Genomic DNA, 18,603 nt, shown 5'->3' on the forward strand with positions numbered 1-18,603 from the left:
CAGGCGCCCCCATGCGCCTGTTTCGCCGGCAACCCTCGAACTGCGACAGCTCGATTATCGAATCGCAGGCACGATACAACAGCCATGTGCAAAGTCTAAGCCGTTCCGCATCAACAGCTTGTGCGCGGGCGCACAGAAAATTGCGACGCTGATCCACCAACGCCGCTTCGCCGTCTCGTCGTCGTCAATCTGCCCGGAGCCTCGCGCGTCGGCTGGCCGCCAATTCAGTGCGGCCAGGCCGTGGCCAGCAGTTCCGCCTTGCCGTCGACCACGCGCACCTCCAGCGTCGGCTTGTCGGCGCGATCCTTTGAAAACAGTTCGAAAACGATGCTGCCGTCGGTTTCGCGGCTCTCGATGACGCGCACGGGAACAAAGGGGGTCGGCGACTTCGCCGCGGCCGCTTTCGCATTGGCGGGTACATCCGCCCACGCGATGTCGCGCTGGATCTCGACGACGCGGAACACGCCATTCTCCCGAAGGATATCGAGTTCGACCTCGCTTCCGTCAGGCCGGGCACCTTCAACATCGTAATAGATGCGTCCCTCGCGTTCCTTTCGCTCTGCGCCCGATATCCGGATGCCTTCGACGGTTTTTTCGGCCAGCTCGCGTATTTCTGCGGGGATCGCTGCTGCCGACAACTCGGTGACGACATCGTCCGACGCTGTTGTGGCTGGCGTTTCCGCTTCGCGATTTTCGGGCGGCACCACATTTTCGGGCGCACAGGCCGAGAGCAGACCCAATATGGATAGCTTTGCAAGACGAAGCATCGGCACCTCTCAAGCCCGGACCGGGCGGGTTGCGAAGAGCAAGGCTATGTCAATGTCTTCGCGACCGCAAACAGGTTGAGCGCGCGTCGCGCGTCAGTAACGCGAGAGGAGGCCTGGGACCGCGGGTCGCTGGCTGCCCTCCAGCGGAACTCATTGCGTTACAGTGCGTTGATCTCGATGGGCCGCCAGAAGAGGGGACCGCGTTATGGCGGCGTCGTTCGTTGGTGCAGCGGGCAGCAATCATGGCGCGGGGTATGGGCGTCCAGTCCCTGCAGAACTGAGCGCAATCGGAGTACGAGCCTTTCGTCGAGCGCTTCTCGGCGCCGCCGCGACCACGACATTCCTGTATCTTGTCCTCGCCGACGCGCAGGCACAATGCGTCCCCGACAATCCGCCAGCCGGCGCGACCGTGACCTGCACCGGCTTCGATAATGACGGCTATTCCGCCAGCAATGCACCGATCACCGTCGAGATCCTCCAGGGCGCGACCATTGCGGGCACCGGCCTGAGCATCGCGGGGTCGGGCGACGTCAATATCGACAATTCGGGCGCGATCCAGGGCAGTTCGGGCACCGCCGTCCGGATCGACGGCGTCGCCGGCTTCACCAAGGTTTTCGAGAACCACACCGGCGGCAGTCTGAACGGCAATTTCCTGGGCAGCGGCGATGGCCGGATCGTCATACAGCAAAATGGCAATTTCAATGCAGGCGTCACCATCACCGGCAACGGCGTCAACGATCTCTACCTGTTCGCCAGTCGCGGCATATCCGGACCCGTCAACATCACGGGCAGCGACAATGCGATCGACAATGCGGGCTTCTTCAACAATGGCCTGACGTTAGTTGCTACCGCGAACAATCTGATCGTGAATCGTGCCGGAGCGCAGCTCAGCGGCACATTTCGTGTCACCGGCGATGGCCAGAATTCGATCTTCAACGATGGAACGATCAACAACGGCATCGCAATCGTGAGCAATGGCGAGGTGTTCGTCGCCAATACGGGAACGATCAGCGGCAATATCGAGGACACGGGAAGCGCCCAGGATTTCATCGACAACACCGGGACGATCAACAATTCCATACTGCTCCATGGCGGGGACGATTTCGTCGTCAACCGCTCGGGCGTCGTGAACCTGCTGGCGCCGTTGTCAGGCCCCGGCATCCAGGGCGCTATCGAAACCGGAGAGGGCATGGATGTCCTGCGGATGCTGGATGGAGTCATCAACGGTCAGGTGCTGATGGGCAGCGACGCCGATTTCGCCACGGTGTCGGGCGGCCTCATTTCACAGGCCGTCCAGATGCAATCGGGCGCCGACCTGTTCTTCTGGAACGGGGGACAGATTGGCGCGCTCGACATGGGGATCGACGACGATGTCGCACTCTTCTCGCAGCTCGCACCATCCAACATGGCCAATTTCATGCCGATCAATGGCGGTCTCGGCGACGATCGGCTCTACTTTGGCGCGACACGCGGCGAGGATGTCTCGCGCTTCACCAACTGGGAGCTGTTCGAACTCGACAATGGCTCGACACTGACATTCTCCAATTTCTCGACGCTGACCCTGGGGGATTCGGGGACGGGCACCGGCGAACTCTATATCGACGAGACGAGCACGGTGTTCGCGGGCAATGGCACGCACACCGTTGCGCCCTTACCGCCGGCCAGCTGGTAACCGTCTCCAATCTCGGCCTGATCGATCTCACCAACAGCCAGGCGACCGCCTTCGACCGGTTCGTCGTACGCGGCAATTATTACGGCACCAACGGACGGCTGGCGCTGCAGACCGTGCTCGGCAGCGACAATTCGCCGTCAGACCAGTTGGTGATCAGCGGTGGCGGCGCGCAAGGCTATGGCAACACTGCCATCAGCATCATCAATCTCGGCGGCCTTGGCGCCTTGACCACGCTTGACGGCATCCGCGTTGTCGATGCCGCCAATGGCGCGCTAACCACCGCCGACGCATTCTCGCTGGCCGGAACCGTCGCCGCGGGGATGTTCGAATATCTTCTGTACCGTGGCGGTGTCAGCGCAGGAACCGAACAAAGCTGGTTCCTGCGATCGCATGAAATCGTCCCGACCCCCACGCCGACGCCAACACCAACACCCACGCCGACGCCAACGCCAACGCCAACGCCGACACCCACGCCGACACCGACACCGACACCCACGCCGACACCGACGCCGACACCCACGCCGACACCGACGCCGACACCCACGCCGACACCCACGCCGACGCCAACGCCGACGCCAACGCCGACACCCACGCCGACGCCAACACCCACGCCGACGCCAACGCCGACACCCACGCCGACGCCAACACCCACGCCGACACCCACGCCGACGCCAACACCCACGCCGACGCCAACGCCAACACCAACACCGACGCCGACGCCGACGCCCACCCCCACTCCGACACCACCGCCGGTGCCTACTCCCACGCCCACTCCGACACCTCCACCAGTGCCGACGCCCACGCCGACGCCACCCCCGGTGCCGACACCCACGCCCACGCCGACACCCACGCCCACGCCGACACCCACGCCAACGCCGACACCACCCCCTACGCCGACACCTACACCTACACCGCCGACGCCCACGCCAACGCCGGCACCTACGCCTCCGACTCCCACGCCGACGCCGAGTTGCCTCGACCCCGACTGCGAAATACCGATCATCCGCCCGGAGGTGCCGAGCTATTCGCTCGTCCCCACCATTGCGCAGGAAATGGGGCTGTCGGCGCTCGGCACCTTTCATGAGCGTCAGGGTGATCAGTCGCTGCTCGCCGGTGACGGCGCCTTCGCAGCCGCATGGGCGCGGACGTTCGGCGACAAGCGCGAGCAGCGTGGGGACCAGATCGTGGCCGGCACAGACTTCCAGCTGGCGCCCAGGTTCGACGGCGATATCTGGGGTATCCAGGCCGGCGTCGATCTCTATGCGCGCGAATATGGCGACGGCCGACAGAACCGCTTCGGCCTGTTCTACACGCATAGCGAGGCATCGGGTGCGACGCGCGGCAACGTGCTCGCGAGGATCAACGACGCGGCGGGTCTGACCAGATTGAATGCGGACAGCGGGGGTGTCTACGCCACCTATATCGGGGCCGGGCGCTGGTATGCCGATCTTGTGGCGATGTACTCATGGCTGTCGGGCCGCGGCTCATCGTACCGCGGCATCAGCGCGGATTTCGAGGGTGAGTCCTTCCTCTTCTCGGCAGAGGGCGGCTATCCGATCGCGATCGCGGATAGCTGGACGGTCGAGCCTCAAGCGCAGTTCGTCATCCAGAATGTCTCGATCGACCCGAGCAGCGATCTTTTTAGCGAGATACGCTTCGACGATGTGACGACCTATACCGGTCGGATCGGCGCGCGGATCGAGGGGCAGGCCGAAATCGAGTCAACGATCTTTCAGCCCTTCGTAAACGTCGACATCTGGCACACCTTTGCGGGCACGACCGAAATTTTCTTCAACGATGCAGCACTCAAAACCAATAGCGGCGCAACCACGCTGAAGGTCGGCGGAGGCTATACCGCAATCCTCAGCCCGGGGATCAGTCTTCATGCCGGGGTCGACTGGGGCACCAATCTCAACGGCAGCAGCTATGACACGATCGGCGCCAATGTCGGCCTACGCATCACGTGGTGACCGTCGGATCACACGCCCCCTTCCGTTCACGCCGGCTGACGCTACGATAATGCCGGTGAACGCGCCTGGAGGATGCCGCGCACGATGAAGCTGACATGCTATGTCTATTCGGGCTGGCAGCCGCGCATCCGCGCCGCGCCGCAAGGTCGCGAATGGATGGATGCCACGCCCGAGCGCTTCGCCTATCGCTGCCTGCCACTCGATATCGCCAATGCGCATGGCTGGGAGCTGCTGAGCCCCGTCGGGTTCGAGGCCGAATGGAATGGCGGCAGTGCGCCCGGCGATGTCGTCATCCGCCCCGATCCCGGATCGCCCGACCACCAGTTGCCCGTGGCGCTTTTCGGCCAGGGCGTGCTCACCTTTCATGTCGAAGGGCTGTTCCGTACCGAGCCAGGCGTCAATCTGTGGGTCGGCGGATCGCCCAACAGCGCCAAGGACGGGATTGCCGCGCTCTCGGGCATCATCGAAACCGACTGGTCACCCTATAGCTTCACGATGAACTGGCGCTTCACGCGGCCCAACCAAGTGATCCGCTTCGAGGAGAATGAGCCCTTCTGCTTCCTGTTTCCCGTCGCGCGTGGGAGCGTCGAGCAGGTCGAGCCGGAGATCCGGCCGATCGACGAAAACCCTGAGTTCCGGCTGCAATTCGAGGACTGGAGCAAGTCGCGCGACGCCTTCCACGCCGAAATGGCGAACAGCCCGGCTGCCGCGCCGTCGGCGAAATGGCAGAAGTTCTATTTTCGCGGCACCGATGCATCGGGCGTGCCCGGGCCAGCCGATCATCAGTCGAAGCTCAGGCTCGCCGAGTTCAAGGGCGCCGATGCCTATCACCGCGAGGCGCCGCCGCGAGCGCAGTGCCCCCATGCCCCCACGCACCCTGCAGCCAAGGCGCCGCCGGCGGCGCCTGCTGCAAAGCTCGACTGGATCATGCAGTCGCTGCAACGCCTCGATGCGCTGTCCGCCCGCCGCCAGATACCCCGCTATTCAGCCATCGACGAGGACAGTTTCCTCGACAACCACTATGCCGCCAACTGGCCCGCGCTGCTGTGCGGCGAGATGCGGGGCTGGCCCGCGCTCGAACGCTGGACGCCCGAATATCTGAAGCGGCTGGTGGGCTCCGCGATGGTCGAGGTCCAGGCCGATCGCGTGGCCGATGCCGATTTCGAGCGGCATATGGCCGCACACAGCACGGTCATGGCCTTCGACGCCTTCATCGACCGGATCAGTGCCCCCGGCGCAGGCAACGCAACCTATCTGACCGCCTATAATTCGGCGGCAAACAGCCGCGCACTCGCGCCGCTGCATGCCGATCTGGGCTTTGTCGACAAGCTGCTTTCGCGCGAATGTGACCAGCCGCATGGTATGATGTGGATCGGGCCGCTCGGCACATTTACCCCGCTTCACCACGATCTGACCAACAATCTGCTGCTCCAGCTGGTCGGAAGCAAGCGCGTGCTGCTTGCCAGCCCGCTTGCGACGCCCCGCATCTACAATGACCATCATGTCTATAGCGAGATCCGTGATCTTGCCGAACCCGAGCTTCTCGCGCGCTTTCCGCTCCTCGAAGGGGTGAAGGTGCATCAGGTCGACCTCATGCCCGGCGATGCGCTGTTCGTCCCGCTGGGCTGGTGGCACCAGGTGACCTCGCTCGACTTCAGCGTGACGATCACCCACACCAATTTCCGCTGGGCCAACGACTTTCACGGAAACTATCCGTCCGATCCCGCGCCCCGGTGACGAAATCGGCTCGAAAACGCAAAGGGCGAGCCAATCGGCAATTTAGCGCTATTCCGGGCCTCGATAGCGACCGGATTGCTGAAGACATTTCAAATATGCAAGTTTGCTCAAGGGGCTGTGTGAGTGACAATTCACGCTGCGTCGAGCGCCTTCATGCGCGCCGCCTTGGTGTCCTTGACGGGCGGCAGTCCGAACATCCGACCATATTCACGCGTGAATTGCGACACGCTTTCATAGCCGACCTCGAAGGCTGCGCCGCTGGCGCTTTTCCCTTCCGACAACATCAGCCGTCGTGCCTCTATCAGCCGCAGATGCTTCTGAAACTGCAGAGGCGATAATGACGTGACCGCGCGGAAGTGCTGGTGGAAGGAGGACGGACTCATTCCCGCCACCGTCGCGAGCCGCTCGACCGGAAGCGGCTGCGCGAATTCGGTTCGCAACAGGGCAACTGCCCGCGCCACTCGCCGCACATGGCCTTCCAGCCAGCCCAGATGACGTATCGCCGTGCCCAACCGTCCCGCCAGCAGCCAGTAATGCATCTCGCGCACGAGTTGCGACTGCAGCACCGGGATCGACGCAGGGCGATCGAGCAGCCGCATCAGGCGCAGCGCGGCATCGGCGACCTCGACATCGGTTGGATCGACGCGGACCGGCGCGTGGTCAGCCACCAGCCCGGCCTCCATTTCCGCCGCAAGCTCCGCGAGCACGGCGAGGTCGAGTTCGAGTACCAGCGAATAATATGGGGCTGCCACGCTCGCGCGCGTTATCTGGCTCACGATAGGCACATCGGCCGCGATCAGCAGCGTATCGCCAGCGGAAAAGGCGAAATCCTGCGTTCCCATTGTCACATGCTTGCCGCCTTGCGCCACGATACAGACCATGGGACGGGAAACGTCGTGGAGAAGCCCGCTGGGCGCCGTCGCGCGCACGGCCGAAAGGCCCGGAATCGGCGTCCGCGCAATGCCGTTCGCATCGGCATGGGCGTCGGCGTAGCGGCTGACGGCGGTGAGCAGGCTGGTCATTGCATGGATGCTACTCCCATTATCGCGTCGCGCCGAGTCATTCGGAGGATCGGGCAAAAAACCGAGAGGACCCGGCAACAACCGACGAGCCCCGCGCGGCATATATCGGCAGCCACACAAGCAGCAGGAGTCCCCCCATGACAAAGATTGCTCTCGTTACAGGTGCCAGCCGCGGCCTCGGCCGTAACACCGCGCTCAGCATCGCGCGCCGCGGCGGCGACGTCGTCATCACCTATCACAGCCGTTCCGACGAGGCCGATGCGGTCGTCGCGGAGATTCAGGCAATGGGCCGCAGGGCCGTCGCGCTCCAGCTCGACACCGGCGATGTCGCAGGTTTCGGCGCCTTCGCCGATCGGTTGCGCGGGGCGCTGGCCGAGACCTGGCAACGCGACAGCTTCGACCACCTCGTCAACAATGCCGGACATGGCGACTATGCGCTGATCGCCGAGACAAGCGAGGCGCAGTTCGACCGGCTGGTCGATGTCCACTTCAAGGGCGTGTTCTTTCTGACCCAGGCGTTGTTGCCGCTGATCGCGGATGGCGGCCGGATCGTTAACCTGTCCACCGGACTTACCCGGATCACCTATCCCGGCTACGCCGCCTATGCGGCGGTGAAGGGCGCGGTCGAGGTACTGACCCGCTACATGGCGAAGGAACTCGGCGCGCGCGGCATCGCGGTGAATGCGGTGGCGCCGGGCGCGATCGAGACGGATTTCGGCGGGGGCGTTGTGCGTGACAATCCCGAGCTCAACGAGCAGTTTGCCGAGCTCACCGCGCTCGGTCGGGTCGGCCTTCCCGACGATATCGGACCCATGATCGCCAGCCTCGTCACCGAAGACAATCGCTGGGTCAATGCGCAGCGTATCGAAGTGTCCGGCGGTCAAGGCATCTAGACCGGGCCGTTGACGAGAACAGGGGCTGGCGGACATCGGTTCCGCCAGCCCCCACAGCCGACAGCCTTTCATGCCTGTCCCCGCGAATCCGAATCCGCGGTCTCGCGAGATCGTCAGCCTTCGGCTGAGACCGCATGGATAGGCAGCAGGGCAGCGCCGAGCGTTACCGGGGAGCCACCCAGGCTCGACACCTGCACAGGGGGACGGCGATCGCAGATCGTCGTGACCAGATCGGCACGGAGAATCCGGTCTGACAGGCGCTGCAGGATCTCGACAGGCAGCGTGCCCGCAATCACGATCGCGCCCGGATCCAGCCAGGCGAAGGCAGTATTGCAGACAACTTCCAGTTGCTGCGCGGCACGCTCGATCCATAGTTCGATTGACGCGCGCTGATTGTCGGCGGCAGTATCGATCTCCGCGACTGAGGAGATACTGCAGCCGTTCGCGCGAAGCGTGGACAGGAGATCGAGCGGACTGGGCCGCGGACGGTCCCCGGGAAACAGGCAGCCGATTTCTCCGGCTACGCCAAACTGCCCGCGCACGACACGGCCGTCGACGATGACGCCGGCGCCGATACCATAGCCCAGCAGCAGGACGACCACGGTCGAGAATTTCTGCACGAGGCCGCCGAGATAGAATTCGGCGATAGCCGCGGAATTGGCATCATTCTCGATCCAAAGCGGCCATCCCAGCTCGGCCGTCATGATCTCTCGCAGCGGCGTTCCACGCCAGTTGGGCATGCCCTCGACCACGCTCCACCGATCACCCTCGGGCGAAAGGGAGGGGCCGGGCACCGCCACGCCGATGCCGAGCATGCGTTGCCCCAGCAGGTGGTGGAGATCCACCAGGCTATGCGTGATCTGGCGCACCATTTGCGCGAACTCGTCGGGTTTGATCGGCTCGATCGTCTCGCGATGCGTCGCGATCACCGATCCCGCAAAATCGACCAGCGCGATGTCCAGCATGCCCTTGTGAACCGTGGCGCCCACTGCGTACCCGCCCCTGGAGGCGATCCGCAACGGAATTGCCGGACGGCCCCGGCCATGTACCTCGCTCTCCGGAACTTCCTCGACAATGCCCAGCGCCAGCAGGTCGCGCGACAATTTGGTAAGCGCAGCGCCGCTGACCTCGAGTCGCGCCGCAAGCGAGGAACGAGAGCACGGACCCGCCTTGCGCAGCTCCTGAATGAGGCGCCGCTGGTCCTTGTCGAGCATCGGAACGTGCACAGCGAGTTCTCCGATTCCGTGTCGGCGATCCGACAGCACACCGGGACATAGCGAAATTTAATTATTTTAGGAAAAATAATTAAATTTGTCACATTGCGAGGCCAGGGGCGGCGCGTCGCCTTCCTGGCGGCCCTGTAATTTTGTGAGGGGCCTCATGCTCAAAACCGTTCTCGCCACCGGCACCGCGTGTGCCGCCATCTGCTCCGTGTTCGTCGTCGCGCCCGCCCATGCGCAGGCGGCGGACGCTACGACTCCCGCTGAGGCCACGGAAGCCGCCGAGGCGGATGCGCCCGCCGGCGAAATCATCGTCACGGGCTCGACGCGCGCCGAGCGCCGCTTTGACGTGTCCTACGCGATCAACACGATCACCCCGACCGATGTAGAGAAGATCGCGCCCGTCAACTTCGCGGACCTGATCGGCCAGCTTCCCGGCTTCCAGACCGAGATCACGGGCGGCGAGGTGCAGAACATCTACCGCATCCGTGGCCTGCCCAATGACGGCGGCTTCGTCAGCTTCCAGCAGAACGGCCTGCCGCTGTTCCATGAGAATGACGGCGTTTTCTTCCGCGGCGACGCCATCCTCAAGCAGGACCTGATGACCGAGCGCGTCGAGGTCGTGCGTGGTGGCCCTGCGCCGGTCTATGCCAGCTATTCGGGCGCGATCATCAACGCGATCACCGTGACGGGCGACGAAACGCCGCGCGGCAAGGCGCAGCTGACGCTCGGCGATACGGGCCTGTACCGTCTAGACGCCATGCAGGCGGGCCCGCTCGGCAAGGACACCTATTATGCCGTGGGCGGCTTCCTGCGTTATCATGACGGCTATCGCGACAATGGCTTTCCCAACGACAAGGGCGGCCAGATCCGCGCCAACATCAAGCACGACTTCGACAATGGCTCGATCCGGCTGAATCTCAACTACGTCAACGATCACAACGTCTTCTATCTGCCGATCCCGATCTCCGACCCGACCGACCCCAGCGTCTCGCTCGATCCCTATATCGATTATTTCACGGGCACGATGAACTCGCCCGCGCTGCGCAACGTCAACCTCAAGTGGCGCGACGGGGCCGGCCAGATCCAGAGCCGCACCAGCGACCTGTCCGACGGCCGCCACATGCAGATGGTCAATTTCGGCGCGCAATATGACGGCGACTTCGACGGCTGGCTGGTGACTGCAAGGGCGGGCTACACGCAGGGCAAGCTCGATTTCACGGCGTTCTATTCGACGACCAATCCCGCCGATGCCACGACCTTCGCCAATGGCTATCTTGCGCGTTCGACCGCGGCCTTCGGCAATGTGGCGTCCTTCGGCTATGTGCTGTCGGGGACCAACACCGCCTATGACCCCTATGCCGCCTCGGGCCTCGTCATGCAGGGCCAGTACCGCGACATCCATTCGAAATTCTATTCGGCGCAGGGCGATCTGTCGGTCGCCAGGCGCTTCGACACCGCCATCGGCAGCCATGATATCAAGCTGGGCCTCTATGCCAGCGCCTATGGCGAGGACAGCAACACCATCTACCAGAACTATCTGATCGAGGTGGCGGGCAAACCGCGGACGCTCGACCTGGTCGCCTATGGGGCCGGCGGCATTGAGCTGGGTCGCGTGACCGACAATGGCGTGCTCAACTATGCGGCGACGCTCAACAAGGGCGATTCGGACGCGACGATGTTCGCGCTCTACGCCAACGACACCTGGGAAGTGGTGCCGGGCCTGCGCATCGACGCGGGCGTCCGCCACGAACGCTACAGCTACAAGGGCTGGGCGGCGCTGACCGAGCAGGTGAATCTCGGCGACGGCACCACGCTTGCCGACGACACCACGCGCGGCTTCACCGGTGTCATCGTCAACCGCGAGCTTTCGCCCAGCATCACCAACTGGACGGTGGGCGCCAACTACGATTTCAGCAGCAGTATCGGAATCTACGGCCGCGCCTCGCACCTCGAGACGCCGCCCAACGTCCAGACCTCGATGACCGTCAACCCGACGATCCTGACGACCAAGGCCGACCAGTTCGAGGCAGGCCTGAAGTTCGCATCGGGTCGTTCCTACCTCTACGTCACAGGCTTCTATACCAATTTCGACCCGCTCAACGCGTCGTTCCTGGCGTATAACCCGCTCACCGGGCGCAACGACGTGCCCGTCCCCTTTATCGGGGAAGCGCAGGTCAAGGGCATCGAGTTCGACGGCGCGTGGCAGGTGACGCCCTGGTTCAGCCTGAACGGTGCGCTGACCGTCAGCGATCCCAAGTACAAGAACTTCAAGAGCTCGACGGGCGCCGACCCCGAACAGGTTGAGGGCAACCAGATCGTGCGCCAGCCCAAGGTGTATGGAAACATCCGCCCGAGCTTCGACTTCACGACCGCGGGGACCGATGTCTCGATCTATGGGCGCTACACCTATATGGGCAAGCGCTACGTCGATCTCTACAACAACACCGCGCTACCCTCCTATGGCACGGTCGGTGCGGGCATCTCGCTGCGTCGTGACAGTTGGGCGTTGCAGGTCGTCGGCGACAACCTGTTCAACGCGCACGGCCTGACCGAAGGCAATACGCGTACCGACATACTCGACGGTCAGGGCAGCAGCACCGCAATCTATGGCCGCCCGATCTTCGGCCGGAACTTCCGCCTCGTCATCAGCAAGTCCTGGTGATGATGATCCGGATGGAGCGGATTGCCACGCCGCTTGCCGTGGCAATCGCCCTGTCGCTTTCCACCGCCCCGGCTTTTGCCGGGGCGGCTCGGGACACGGCGGCAGAGGCGCTTTCGCAGCGGCTGTTCCCGCTGCTGGACAGGCTGAGCGGCGACACTTCCGAGCTCAATACCCTGAAAACGCAGCCCGATGCGGCACGCGTGCTCGGTGATAGACAGGCACGCCGGGCCGCTTGCGGGCAGGACCTTGGCTGCACCGCCATGGCGATGATGTGGTCCGACGCCGAAGCCGCCACGCTCGCCGCCGCAATCGAGCCGCTCGCGCGTGGCGCGGCGCCCGATGATGGTGCGGTTGCGGGGTTCACGCGGGAAGTGCAGGGTATCAATGCGATCGTCAGCAGCTATGCGCTGGGCGCGGTGCCCCGTTACGCGCAGATCGATGGCGCGGGCATGCTCGATCCGCAGGAAGCAAAGGCGCGCCTTCAGGGTGCGCTCGCGCTCGCGCAGACGCCGCGCGCCGGTTCTGCGCAGGCGCTCGATCCCAGCATCGAGTTCGCGCTGGCGCTGCTCGACACGCACGACCGGACCGACGCGACGGGCTTCGAACCGCTGACGGGCGGACGGAACGCGCCCGCATTTGAAAGGGCCAGGCGAATCGACTGGAAACGCTGGCGCTACACCGCGATGATCGTCACGGGCGTCGGCCCCGAAACCCCCGACATGCCGCTCAGCCCGATGGGCAAATATCATCTCCGGCTTGCCGCCAATCGCTTTGCGGCGGGCGACATTCCCTTCATCATCGTCACCGGCGGCCGCGCGCATCCGCGTGCTACGCGCTTTGCAGAGGCAGAGGAAATGCGCCGCGCGCTGATCGAGCGCTACGGGGTGCCCGCCCACGCCATCGTGATCGAACCCTATGCCCGGCACACCACGACCAACCTGCGCAACGCCTCGCGCCTGCTCATGATGATGGGTGCTCCGCTCGACCGCGACGCGCTGATCGTCTGCAACCCGACGCAGAGCGCCTATATCGAGAGCACCGTCTTCACGCAGCGCAACGAGGCCGAGCTTGGCTACCAGCCCGGGCAGGCAGGTGCGCGTCTTTCGCCAACCGAGCTGGTGTTTCGGCCTTCTGCCCGGTCGGCGCGTGTCGACCCCCGCGATCCACTCGACCCCTGATCTGGAGTTTCCGATGCGTCCTTTCCTGCTTGCCGCGCTCGCCACAATTTCCGCGCTCGCTCCTGCCACCGCGCACGCCTGGGGCGGGACTGCCCATGCGGTGATAGACCGCGCCGCGATCGAGGCGATTCCCGATGACGGCCCGGTCTTCCTGCGCAAATATGCCGACTATGTCGCGGCCTCGGCCTCCTTGCCCGACAGCTGGCGCGGAGCGTCGGAGAATTTCTCCAAGATTGATGAGGATCCCAACCATGGCTGGTTCAGGGAGCAGTTCACGTTCGTGACGCCGATCCCGCGCTCGCGCTATGAATTCGTGCTCGCACTCTACAAGCATTACGAGAAGATCAGGGACAGCGACCCCGAGACCGCTCAGCGCACCAATGTCCGCTGGACCGGCACGCTCCCCTATGCCGCGATCGAGGCCTATGACCGGCTGGTCGTGTGCATGCGCTATGTGCGCAAGGCACAGGCCGAGGGTCGCGACGCCTCGGTCCCCGAACAGCATTGCGCGTTCCAGACGATCCGGCTCGGCCACTATATCGGCGACGGCTCGCAGCCACTTCACGATTCGATCCACAGTGACGGATGGCGCGGCGACAATCCGAAGGGCTACACGCGCGACCGGAGCATCCATGGCCGCTTCGAGAGCGGTTTCGTCGACGCGATCGGCCTGACGGTGAAGGACATCGCACCGCGCATCGGCGCGCCGGCGCACCTGAGCGGCGACATGTTCGATGCGGTTCTCGGCTTTCTCGACGATGCGGGGGACAGGATGGAGACCGTCTATGAGCTCGAGAAGCGCGACGGCTTCGCGAACCATGCCGACAAGGATGTACGCGAGATGGTCTATGCGCAGACCGCGAAGGGCGCGGCGATGCTGCGCGACATGATCTGCCGCGCCTGGGCGGAAAGCGCGAGCCCGCCCGCCACGGTCGATCCGTCTCCGCTCGATCCCGCCAACCCGGCCTATAATCCGGAGACCGGTTCAGCCCCCGACTGAGTCGGTCCTTTGGGTGGGCAGGCGCGGCTCCTGCGGGCAAGCGCGGCAAGCACCCCCGCGTGACGGGCGTGCCCGATGTCGAAGAAGCGCAGGAGCACAATTGCGGAAAGACAGCCGGCGATCGGCAGGCCAAGGCCGAGACCCAGCATCCCGGCGCGAACCGGCATCGCCTGGATCTCGCCGGGGACATAGCCGAGCCATCCCAGAGACCAGCCGATCAGTGCGGTCGAGGCAGCGCCGCTCGCCTTGACGACGACGAGGTAGAAGGCGAACAGCCCGGTTTCGAACCGCCGGTGATGCCGCCACGCGACGAAATCCACGGCGTCCGCCAGAAGGCCCCAGGGCAGCATGTACACGCTGGCAAGGCCCATTCCGATCAGGACCGCACAGCCGGGCAGGATATCGGGCCTGCGCAGGCACAGCGCGAAGAGGATCAGGCCCGCCGCCCCGACGCCGTGGCCGAGGGCGAGGAGCCGGCTCTTGTTGAAGCGCCCGGTCAGCGAGGTCCACCCAAGGACGCCGATGAACTGGCCAAGCGTCAGCGCGAGAAGAAGCGAACCGACCAGATCGGGACGGTCAACCACATAAGTGCCGATATAAAGGAGCATCCGGCCGAAGGTTGGGACGGCGAGCCCGGTGATCACCGCGATCGCGGCCATCCCCAGCACCAGGCGATTGCCCAGCGGTACGGCGACACCGTCGCCCGTCGAGCCCTGCGCCGGCCGCAAATATGCACCGCCGCCAGACGTCAGCGCGCACACGCTCATGGTGAACGCGAACACGGCGCCCGCAATGATCCCCGTCATTGTCAGCGTGTCGAACGCCCGGTCCAGCGCGGCCTGCTGCACCAGTGGCGTGAGCGCCAGGGCGACGACGAGCGCGCTCCCGGTGCTGAAGAGCAACCGGTAACCGGAAACCCGGCCGCGCGTGCGGCTGTCGCTGGTGATCTGGGCCATCAATGCGTTGTGCGGCACATCGATGACGGCATAGGCTCCGCGAAACACCAGCAGCGCGCAGGCCAGCATCCAGCCCTGATGCGCTCCGAGCGCGGGCATGGCGTAGAGGAGCGCGAAGGCCGCGCCGCACGGAATGGCGCCGGCGACGACCATCCAGCGATACCCTCTTCCCGAACGACGAAGGCGAATGACGAGCACCGCCGCCAGAAGGTCGAAGACCAGATCTCCGGCAAGTGCCATCAGCATCAGCGTGCCCGCAGCCGTAGCGGACAGCTTCAACAGATCGGTCAGCAGGAACATGATCGTGAGATCGGCGCCCGCGAAGACGAGCCCCTTGCCGAAATTTCCCGATGAATAAGCGAAAAGGCGACTCTCTCTCGCCACCGCGGCAATGCGGCCACCCCGGAAAAGGGACCCGCGATCTTCACTCGGCTGCATCTGCCAGCGCCTAGCCGGCCATTCTTGCACTTTTGCGACGAGGACGTGCCAAATGGGTGCTCGCCCTGATGCGAAAGCAGTGTCCGACGGAGGCGGCAATCAAGGATTTGGCGCGCTGGGAAATGGCTAAAATCGGCGCAGAGTCAGCCTTTTCCGAGGCCGAAGCCTCGGAAAATATTGCGTAATTTCGAATAGGTGGAGGCCCGAGCCGGAATCGAACCGGCGTGCAAGGATTTGCAGTCCTCTGCGTAACCACTCCGCCATCGGGCCGAGGCGCGCTGCTCTGCGCGGAGCCGGCGACGCTGTCAACCGGGGCTGCTACATTTTGTTACCGAACGGCGCTTGGCGAGGCGCGCGCCAGCGGATAGAAGCGCCTGTCACCCCATTTAGTGTATTGCATGACTAAAACAGTTGTGCGATCTGGAAACCGTTATGACCGAACCGAATTTTGAATCGCTGCGCCGCGCCATGGTCTCCAATCAGCTCCGCACCTGGGCTGTGAATGATCCGCAGGTCATATCCGCGATGGGCGCGGTCGCGCGCGAGACCTTCGTGCCCGCCGATCGTGCGGCGCTGGCCTATGTCGACGCGCTGATGCCGATCGCCGAGGGACGGAGCCTCAACACATCCGCTGCGACGGGGCGCCTGCTTGCGGCGCTTGGCGTGCGCGCGGGCGAGAAGGTGCTGCTGGTCGGCGCCGCCACGGGTTATGCCGCCGCGCTGCTTGGCGAGCTGGGCGCCCGGGTGGTCGCGCTCGAGGAGAACAGGGCGCTCGCCGATGCGGCCGCCAGCGCGCTGGCGGGGCATGCACAGGTCTCGATCGTAAACGGCCCGCTCGCCGAGGGTTGGGCCAAGGACGCGCCTTATGACGCGATCCTGATCGACGGCGCGGTCGAGCACGTCCCCGATGCGATCAGCGCGCAGCTCAAGGATGGCGGCCGGATCGCCACGGGCATCGTCGAGCGCGGCGTGACGCGGCTGGCTTCGGGGCGCAAGGCGGGCGAAGTCCTGGCGCTGGCCGATTTCGTGGATGCGGAAACCGCGATCCTGCCGGGCTTCGCCATCCCCAAGAGCTTTGTATTCTAGTTCGAGAAGGTGACGAGATTGCGTAGCATCAAATCCCGAATGCTTGCCGGTGCGACGATCGCGCTGGCCCTGCTGTCAGGCCCGGCTTCGGCGGAGACGCTGCGCGAGGCTCTTGCAAAAGCCTATCGCACCAACCCGACGATGACCGGCGCGCGCGCCGGGCAGCGCGCCGAGGACGAGAATGTCCCGCTGGCGCGCGCGCCGGGTCTGCCGAGCCTGGGTGCCACCGCCAATTACACCGAAGTGCTGGTGAAGCCCGCCAACAGCTTCAACGCGCCCGATCGCAGCGTCGATACGCGCGCACAGCTTGAAGTTCCGCTCTATCGTGGCGGCGGTGTGAAGAATGCGATCCGCGCCGCCGACAGGCGCGTCGAGGCGGGGCAGGCGAACCTGCGCGGCACCGAATCGACCATCTTCAGCAATGTCGTCGCCGCCTATATGGACGTGCTGGCCGATTCGGCGATCGTCTCGCTCAACCGCGCCAATGTCGGCGTGCTCGAGGTCAACCTGCAGGCGACCAAGGACCGTTTCGAGGTCGGCGACCTGACGCGCACCGATATCGCGCAGTCCGATGCGCGGCTTGCGATCGCGCGCAGCGATCTGCAGACTGCCGAGGCGCAGCTTGTGGCAAGCAAGGAGCGCTATATCCGCTTTGTCGGGGCGCCGCCCGAAAATCTGGAGCTGCCGCCGCCGCTGCCCAATCTCCCCGAGAGCCCGGATGCAGCGGTGGACATTGCGCTCGTCAACAATCCCGATCTGCTCGCCGCCGCCAAGCAGCGTGAGGCGGCCGCTTTCGACGTCCGCGTCGCTGGCGCATCGCGCATGCCCAGCGTCTCAGCCGTGTCGAACGGCAGCTATACCAACTATCTGGGGACACTCGGCAGCGACATTCCGGGCAGCGTGATCTCGCAGACCAGCAAGCAGGCGAGCGTCGGCGTCAGCGCGTCGATCCCGCTCTATCAGGGTGGCGCGCCCTCGGCGCAGGTCCGCCAGGCGCAGGCGCGCGAAAGCCAGACGATCGAGCAGCAGATCGAGGTCGAACGCGGCATCATCGCGCAGACGCGTGCGGCCTATGCCGCATGGCGTGCGGCCAATGACGTGATCAACAGCTCGCAACAGGCGGTGGCCGCCAACACGCTTTCGCTCGAGGGCGTGCGCGCGGAAAACAGCGTCGGAACGCGCACCATCCTCGATATCCTCAATGCCGAGCAGGAGCTGCTCAATTCGCAGGTGCTGCTCGTGACCGCGCGGCGCACCGCCTATGTCGCGGGCTTCACGCTGCTCGCGGCGATGGGGCAGGCCGAGGCACGCGACCTCGGGCTCGATGGCGGCCCGCTTTACGATCCGATGGTCAACTATAAGCGCGTGCGCAACCATATCGGCGACTGGGACAAGGATCCCGATCCGCAGCCCGTCGCAACACGCACCGTTGACACGCCCGCGCAGAGTCCGTCAGTTATAGCTGTACCGAACTGAGCAGGACTGCGCATATGGGCGATATCGCCAACGAACCGTCGATGGAGGAGATCCTGTCCTCGATCAAACGGATCATCGCCGAGGAAGGTGAGGGCGCGGTCACCGCGCGCACCCGCACCGCTGCGCGCAAGACGAAGGCGCTGCCCGATCCCGAGCCCGAGGAGGAAGTGCTCGAGCTGACAGAGACGGTCATCGAGCCCGACCCCGTTGCCAAAGCTCCCGAAATCCCGGCCGAAACGCCCGTCAGGGCATCGGCGCTCGTCTCCGAGAATGCCGCTCTCGCCAGCCGCGAGAAGCTCGCTTCGCTCTCCGCACTGATCGTGAAGCCCGAGGCGGGAGACAATACGCTCGAAGGGCTGGTGCGCGAGATGCTCCGGCCGATGCTCAAGGAATGGCTCGACTCCAATCTCCCCGAGCTGGTCGAGCGAGTCGTTGCCAAGGAAGTCGCGCGAATCATTGATCGCGGGCTTTGATTGCTCGCTAGAATATTGCGCCAATAGCTTCTTTTCGTGCGTCCATCGGC

14 protein-coding genes and 1 tRNA gene are annotated in these 18,603 nt (G+C 64.6%); 10 read left to right on the top strand and 5 right to left on the bottom strand.

Annotation, left to right across the window (positions count from 1 at the left end):
• Nucleotides 1-224: 224 nt before the first annotated feature.
• A complete protein-coding gene (locus tag MKI88_RS00550; protein ID WP_241628335.1) occupies nucleotides 225-767 on the bottom strand; it encodes a PepSY domain-containing protein in 543 nt (180 codons plus the stop codon).
• A gap of 205 nt (nucleotides 768-972) precedes the next feature.
• Here MKI88_RS00550 and MKI88_RS00555 point away from each other — a divergent pair, with 205 nt between their 5' ends.
• The 3 genes from MKI88_RS00555 (at nucleotide 973) to MKI88_RS00565 (ending at nucleotide 6,146) form a co-directional block, all read left to right on the top strand.
• The gene (locus MKI88_RS00555) at nucleotides 973-2,439 is read left to right on the top strand and encodes a hypothetical protein (protein ID WP_241628337.1); all 1,467 of its coding nucleotides are present in this window, start codon (nucleotides 973-975) and stop codon (nucleotides 2,437-2,439) included.
• Nucleotides 2,440-2,459: 20 nt separating this feature from the next.
• Complete coding sequence (locus MKI88_RS00560) at nucleotides 2,460-4,409, top strand: autotransporter outer membrane beta-barrel domain-containing protein (protein ID WP_241628645.1); 1,950 nt, start codon at nucleotides 2,460-2,462, stop codon at nucleotides 4,407-4,409.
• A gap of 84 nt (nucleotides 4,410-4,493) precedes the next feature.
• Nucleotides 4,494-6,146: a DUF6065 family protein gene (locus tag MKI88_RS00565; protein WP_241628347.1), complete on the top strand. Its 1,653-nt coding sequence runs from the start codon at nucleotides 4,494-4,496 to the stop codon at nucleotides 6,144-6,146.
• 131 nt (nucleotides 6,147-6,277) lie between these two features.
• Here the strand turns inward: MKI88_RS00565 and MKI88_RS00570 are convergent, their stop codons facing one another.
• Entirely contained in the window at nucleotides 6,278-7,168 is an 891-nt protein-coding gene (locus tag MKI88_RS00570) for an AraC family transcriptional regulator (protein WP_241628348.1), read from the bottom strand.
• Nucleotides 7,169-7,305: 137 nt separating this feature from the next.
• Here MKI88_RS00570 and MKI88_RS00575 point away from each other — a divergent pair, with 137 nt between their 5' ends.
• Nucleotides 7,306-8,061, top strand: coding sequence for an SDR family oxidoreductase (locus MKI88_RS00575; protein WP_241628350.1), 756 nt, complete (start codon nucleotides 7,306-7,308; stop codon nucleotides 8,059-8,061).
• Nucleotides 8,062-8,174: 113 nt separating this feature from the next.
• Here the strand turns inward: MKI88_RS00575 and MKI88_RS00580 are convergent, their stop codons facing one another.
• Complete coding sequence (locus MKI88_RS00580) at nucleotides 8,175-9,287, bottom strand: ROK family transcriptional regulator (protein WP_241628352.1); 1,113 nt, start codon at nucleotides 9,285-9,287, stop codon at nucleotides 8,175-8,177.
• A gap of 154 nt (nucleotides 9,288-9,441) precedes the next feature.
• Here MKI88_RS00580 and MKI88_RS00585 point away from each other — a divergent pair, with 154 nt between their 5' ends.
• From MKI88_RS00585 to MKI88_RS00595, 3 genes are read left to right on the top strand one after another with little or no spacing between them, the layout of a single operon-like run.
• On the top strand, nucleotides 9,442-11,946 hold the full coding sequence (locus MKI88_RS00585) for a TonB-dependent receptor (protein ID WP_241628354.1): 2,505 nt from the start codon (nucleotides 9,442-9,444) through the stop codon (nucleotides 11,944-11,946).
• Nucleotides 11,946-13,124, top strand: a complete 1,179-nt coding sequence (locus tag MKI88_RS00590; protein ID WP_241628647.1) for a YdcF family protein — start codon at nucleotides 11,946-11,948, stop codon at nucleotides 13,122-13,124. Before MKI88_RS00585 ends, MKI88_RS00590 begins: the two co-directional genes overlap by 1 nt.
• 13 nt (nucleotides 13,125-13,137) lie before the next feature.
• Nucleotides 13,138-14,124, top strand: coding sequence for a nuclease (locus MKI88_RS00595; RefSeq protein ID WP_241628356.1), 987 nt, complete (start codon nucleotides 13,138-13,140; stop codon nucleotides 14,122-14,124).
• Here MKI88_RS00595 and MKI88_RS00600 read toward each other — a convergent pair.
• On the bottom strand, nucleotides 14,091-15,518 hold the full coding sequence (locus MKI88_RS00600) for an MFS transporter (RefSeq protein WP_281063690.1): 1,428 nt from the start codon (nucleotides 15,516-15,518) through the stop codon (nucleotides 14,091-14,093). The two genes, MKI88_RS00595 and MKI88_RS00600, sit on opposite strands and share 34 nt — an antisense overlap.
• 196 nt (nucleotides 15,519-15,714) lie before the next feature.
• Nucleotides 15,715-15,788 (bottom strand) — tRNA-Cys (locus MKI88_RS00605).
• Between the two features lie 162 nt (nucleotides 15,789-15,950).
• On the opposite strand from MKI88_RS00605, the gene MKI88_RS00610 reads away from it, so the two are divergent.
• The 3 genes from MKI88_RS00610 to MKI88_RS00620 are packed head-to-tail and all read left to right on the top strand — an operon-like array spanning nucleotide 15,951 to nucleotide 18,553.
• On the top strand, nucleotides 15,951-16,604 hold the full coding sequence (locus tag MKI88_RS00610; RefSeq protein ID WP_241628360.1) for a protein-L-isoaspartate O-methyltransferase: 654 nt from the start codon (nucleotides 15,951-15,953) through the stop codon (nucleotides 16,602-16,604).
• 39 nt (nucleotides 16,605-16,643) lie between these two features.
• The gene (locus MKI88_RS00615) at nucleotides 16,644-18,080 is read left to right on the top strand and encodes a TolC family outer membrane protein (protein ID WP_241628649.1); all 1,437 of its coding nucleotides are present in this window, start codon (nucleotides 16,644-16,646) and stop codon (nucleotides 18,078-18,080) included.
• Nucleotides 18,081-18,094: 14 nt separating this feature from the next.
• Complete coding sequence (locus tag MKI88_RS00620) at nucleotides 18,095-18,553, top strand: DUF2497 domain-containing protein (protein WP_241628362.1); 459 nt, start codon at nucleotides 18,095-18,097, stop codon at nucleotides 18,551-18,553.
• The last annotated feature ends 50 nt before the right edge of the window (nucleotides 18,554-18,603 follow it).

Origin of the sequence: Sphingomonas sp. LaA6.9 (assembly GCF_022601895.1) — a bacterium.
GTDB lineage: Bacteria > Pseudomonadota > Alphaproteobacteria > Sphingomonadales > Sphingomonadaceae > Sphingobium_A.

Coding starts and splice junctions, on each gene's coding strand:
- MKI88_RS00550 (WP_241628335.1), bottom strand. CDS start 767: ATGCTTCGTCTTGCAAAGCTATCCATATTGGGTCTGCTCTCGGCCTGT.
- MKI88_RS00555 (WP_241628337.1), top strand. CDS start 973: ATGGCGGCGTCGTTCGTTGGTGCAGCGGGCAGCAATCATGGCGCGGGG.
- MKI88_RS00565 (WP_241628347.1), top strand. CDS start 4,494: ATGAAGCTGACATGCTATGTCTATTCGGGCTGGCAGCCGCGCATCCGC.
- MKI88_RS00570 (WP_241628348.1), bottom strand. CDS start 7,168: ATGACCAGCCTGCTCACCGCCGTCAGCCGCTACGCCGACGCCCATGCC.
- MKI88_RS00575 (WP_241628350.1), top strand. CDS start 7,306: ATGACAAAGATTGCTCTCGTTACAGGTGCCAGCCGCGGCCTCGGCCGT.
- MKI88_RS00585 (WP_241628354.1), top strand. CDS start 9,442: ATGCTCAAAACCGTTCTCGCCACCGGCACCGCGTGTGCCGCCATCTGC.
- MKI88_RS00590 (WP_241628647.1), top strand. CDS start 11,946: ATGATGATCCGGATGGAGCGGATTGCCACGCCGCTTGCCGTGGCAATC.
- MKI88_RS00595 (WP_241628356.1), top strand. CDS start 13,138: ATGCGTCCTTTCCTGCTTGCCGCGCTCGCCACAATTTCCGCGCTCGCT.
- MKI88_RS00600 (WP_281063690.1), bottom strand. CDS start 15,518: ATGCAGCCGAGTGAAGATCGCGGGTCCCTTTTCCGGGGTGGCCGCATT.
- MKI88_RS00610 (WP_241628360.1), top strand. CDS start 15,951: ATGACCGAACCGAATTTTGAATCGCTGCGCCGCGCCATGGTCTCCAAT.
- MKI88_RS00615 (WP_241628649.1), top strand. CDS start 16,644: ATGCTTGCCGGTGCGACGATCGCGCTGGCCCTGCTGTCAGGCCCGGCT.
- MKI88_RS00620 (WP_241628362.1), top strand. CDS start 18,095: ATGGGCGATATCGCCAACGAACCGTCGATGGAGGAGATCCTGTCCTCG.